The following is a 3,856-nucleotide window of genomic DNA, read 5'->3' as shown; positions in this document are numbered from 1 at the left end:
GAACCGGAACCTGTATATCCCGAACCTAAAGCAAACCGCTGCCAGATACCCCCGTCAAAATAATAATACCCAGCTGATGTGATATTAATGGTTTTAGCGGTAGCGGAACCAACAGCACTAGTAGCATAGACTATCGCTCCCCTCTGGTCTGATCCATACTTCGAATCAGATAATTTAATCTCATCGCCACGAAGCCTCGGGGCAATAATACCCTCTGCTGTACTCCCATCAGACTTCCCTGCTGAAACATCCAACGTCGCTTTAGGAGAATCCGTATAGATCCCCACTTTTCCTTTTTGATAAATATCCTGAACATTAGAAGTTGCTGGCTGATGCAACAAAGCATTATACCACGAAAAAGACGTCGATCCTTCCGCTATACCCTTCCATTCTCCCATAGCAACACTCCCATTGATTGAGCCGTTGGGATTCGAAAAGTAATAATAACCAGGAGACAACACAGTACTCTTAGAAGACCTGTTGCCTGTCGTTAAGCTATTACCCCATGCATTATTGTACACGATCATACCATCAAAATACGTTGGAAATGTAACCCCGTCACATAAAGTCAGATCAAACTCGAAATTTACAAGATCAACCGATGGTATAACAATACCCTTACCAACATACGCTCCCGAGCCGCTTTCTGTACTGAAAGCGGTACTGCCATCCAATAATACATTTGAGCCCGTAACCCCGGAGCCGATTGGGCCATTGGTCATAATCTGACCGCTAACTCCGGAAGACACCAGAAGAAAAGCCAGAATCGTTACTGCTGTTGTATATTTTCTTTTCATATCTATACTATCTATAGTATTATATTTTTATTTATCTATATCCCAATATTTGCCCACGTTGTTCCTGTCCACACAAACGTTCGGCCTCTGCCCTGGTTAGTCGCTGAATTACCAGCTGTATATGAACCCGAATATGTCACCGCAAAGGCACCCGTGTTATTATTGAAAACATGAACTACACGGCCAATATCCGATGCACTATTACTCAGTGAAGGAAACGTGATACTCACCACCTGAGCCAGAACAAAAACATCCTGTCAGACTCATTATGCCCGTTATCATTTTTTTCTCATATAAAAAATAGAATTAATTTTTATTTACCTTGACATCCTTATTCTTTACTCCGAAATTTTCTATATAAAAGCTATCCTGACAGATATACAATCTCCTAATGAACAATTCAGCAGAAAAATATTTCCGTAATTTTGTGGTGTATAAACTCTCTTGCTTTAAGGCAAGAACAAAAAAGAGTTGCTAGACTATCCCTTAGCATATTTTGACCTAATTCAACGCAAAAGCTCAAAGTTAATCTTTGATACAACGAACTCCGTTGGCAAAAGCACGGCGGACTGAACTCACAGTAAAATTACTGCCAAATACATAGTAGCTACTATTGGTACTAGCTATAGAACTACTCCAGTAGTAGCCAAAGCTGCCCAAACCAGAAAACGAACCGTTGAACGAACGGCGACCAGAAAGAGGAAATTTCAAAGCGGAACTTGCTGCAGTAGTACCATTGGTAATCCCCGCTGCAGTTGCTAAAGTAGTTATCTCTGTGGCCGTAGGTACTTTAAAACCTAACGGACATGGGTTGTTAGCACTTGAAGCACTTGCCCAAAGCGTGTCATCTTGTGTTGTTCTCCAATCTGTATTACTTGAAATAAACAAAGCATGGCCTGGTGTATTGTTTAAAGTAGAAGTTGTACCGTTTACAGCTGTTCCTGCAGTCCCACTAGTCCATGTCATTAATTCATGTCCATCTGGTTTCCTTCCCCATTGGAACAAGCTTCCGTATGCTAAATAATCGATAGAACTCGTAGCTTGTTGTGCCGGATCAAAACTGGCGTGGTTGATATTAGCATAATTAGCCCCTAAATTGTTGTTTAACCAAATATTCCCGTCTTCCGCAACAATCGGTAAATACAACATCATATGACTACTAGTACTGCCAGTATTATCAGCAACACCAAACATCCTGTCCGGAATCCCTGCAATGTCTCTTACACTATAGCTCGTAGTATTCCCAGCACTATTGTAAGGATACGTAAACTGCCCCATTAACACACCCAATGCATCATTACCAATACCGGAGTTAACATCCAGCTTTTTAACATTTAATGTACCACCAATAGCTTTGATGGTTGCAGTAATAGATTTGGTTCCCGAAGTGTAAGCCTGTGATGCCCAAGATAGCGTTAGATTTCTGCTGATACCATCTTCGGTCATATCTGCAGGTATGGTAATTGTAGTAGAATAAGCTGGTAAAGTACCACTGCCTGTAGCCGTTACGGGTATGGTAATCATTACACCTGATGGAGTAATAGTTCCCTGTACATTGACTGTTACCACTTCGTTGGATCCATCAGCTGCCTGTGTATTGGTCGTTGCTGCTCCTGTTGGCACTGTATAAGGAAGATAATCATCATCATACACAGAGGCTATCATATAAGTTCTGTTTTGTGCCAAAGTAATACCCGGAGTAGGATTTACCATTCTTGTCAACACACAACTCTTCCCTCCTATATTAATTGGAAAATATGCAATACCCCCTGCGGATGGTGTACCACTAATCGTATATGTTACACTGCCATTTCCATTAGCTAACGTTCCTGAAGAAAATGTAGCTGTTAATCCTGTTACTCCTGTTGAAGAAACAGACTGTCCATCATATGTAGATCCATCCCCTCCTGTATAGGAAATCACTGAGCTTACCCCACTGGCTGCACTGCCCCCTGTTAAAGTACCGTTATTTACAGCTCCGGAACAATCTAGAGAACTTACAGTAACAGGAAATAGAACATCCCTTGTCAGAGTACAGCTTTGGCCGCCGATAGTAATAAGAAAAGATGCAGTCCCTCCCATCGATGGTGTTCCTGATACTTTGTAAGTTAATGACCCCGTCCCAGTCATAAAGGTACCTGAAGCCAATGTAGCTGTTAATCCTGTTACTCCTGTTGAAGAAACAGACTGAGCACTATACAATCCCCCGCTACCACCTGTATAAGAGATCACTGAACTTACACCACTCACTGCACTGCCCTCTGTTAAAGTACCGCTATTTACAGCTCCGGAACAATCTAGAGAACTTACTGCAGACGAAAGAACAACAGTCCTTGTCAAAGTACAGCTTTGACCGCCGATTCCTATCGCAAAACTTGCCGTTCCCGGTCCTGAGGGTGTACCATTGATTGTATAGGTTAAACTACCATTACCATTGCTTAAAGAGCCGGCAGAAAGATGGGCTGTCAGACCGGTAACACCTGTAGATAAAATATCCTGTGCATTATATGCTGCACCGTTGCCATTGGTATAAGAAACAACAGAACTTACTCCATTGGATATCTCTCCGCTGTAAAGATGACCTACAGAAAGAGAGCCGTTACAATCCAGAGAACCCAACACAGGCGAAACAGACCCTCCTGACCCGAACTTTATCCACTTTCCTGAAATTCCTTTATTTGAATCGAAGTAATAAAAACCATCCGAATCCATGTATTCGGTCTGCCCCGTACGTTTGCTTACATCTGCACCAACCGTAACATACACAATGGCTGAATTTTGTTCTGATGAATATTTTCCATTGATTGCCGCAGCATACAGTGCATTCCCTGTAAGCATAGGAACCTTAAATCCTTCAGCAGCTGAACCATCAATCGCTCTGGCCGCTACATCAAGTGTTACCTTTGGAGAAACTGTACCAACTCCCAAACGATCATTAGCAGCATCTACAGAGAAAGTTGCACCATCTACAGAAAAACCATTGGTAGCACCCGAAGTAAATGCAAGAGTATGGATACCCTGTCCTACTGTTGTATTTTCAGACAATGTGCCACTGCTTT

General features: G+C 42.2%; 1 protein-coding gene and 1 pseudogene. Both read right to left on the bottom strand.

Going from position 1 to position 3,856, the window contains the following annotated elements:
• The coding region (locus C1634_RS25595) for a hypothetical protein (RefSeq protein ID WP_109739380.1) at positions 1–797 on the bottom strand (797 nt) is incomplete at its 3' end.
• A 525-nt stretch (positions 798–1,322) separates the two neighbouring features.
• Positions 1,323–3,856: pseudogene (locus C1634_RS25590) on the bottom strand (FISUMP domain-containing protein); the annotation flags it as partial.

It is taken from the genome of Chryseobacterium viscerum (assembly GCF_002899945.2).
In the GTDB taxonomy this organism is placed as follows: Bacteria; Bacteroidota; Bacteroidia; order Flavobacteriales; family Weeksellaceae; genus Chryseobacterium; species Chryseobacterium viscerum.
The sequence above is the reverse complement of the archived record's forward strand: the minus strand, read 5'-3'. Positions and strand labels throughout refer to the sequence as shown.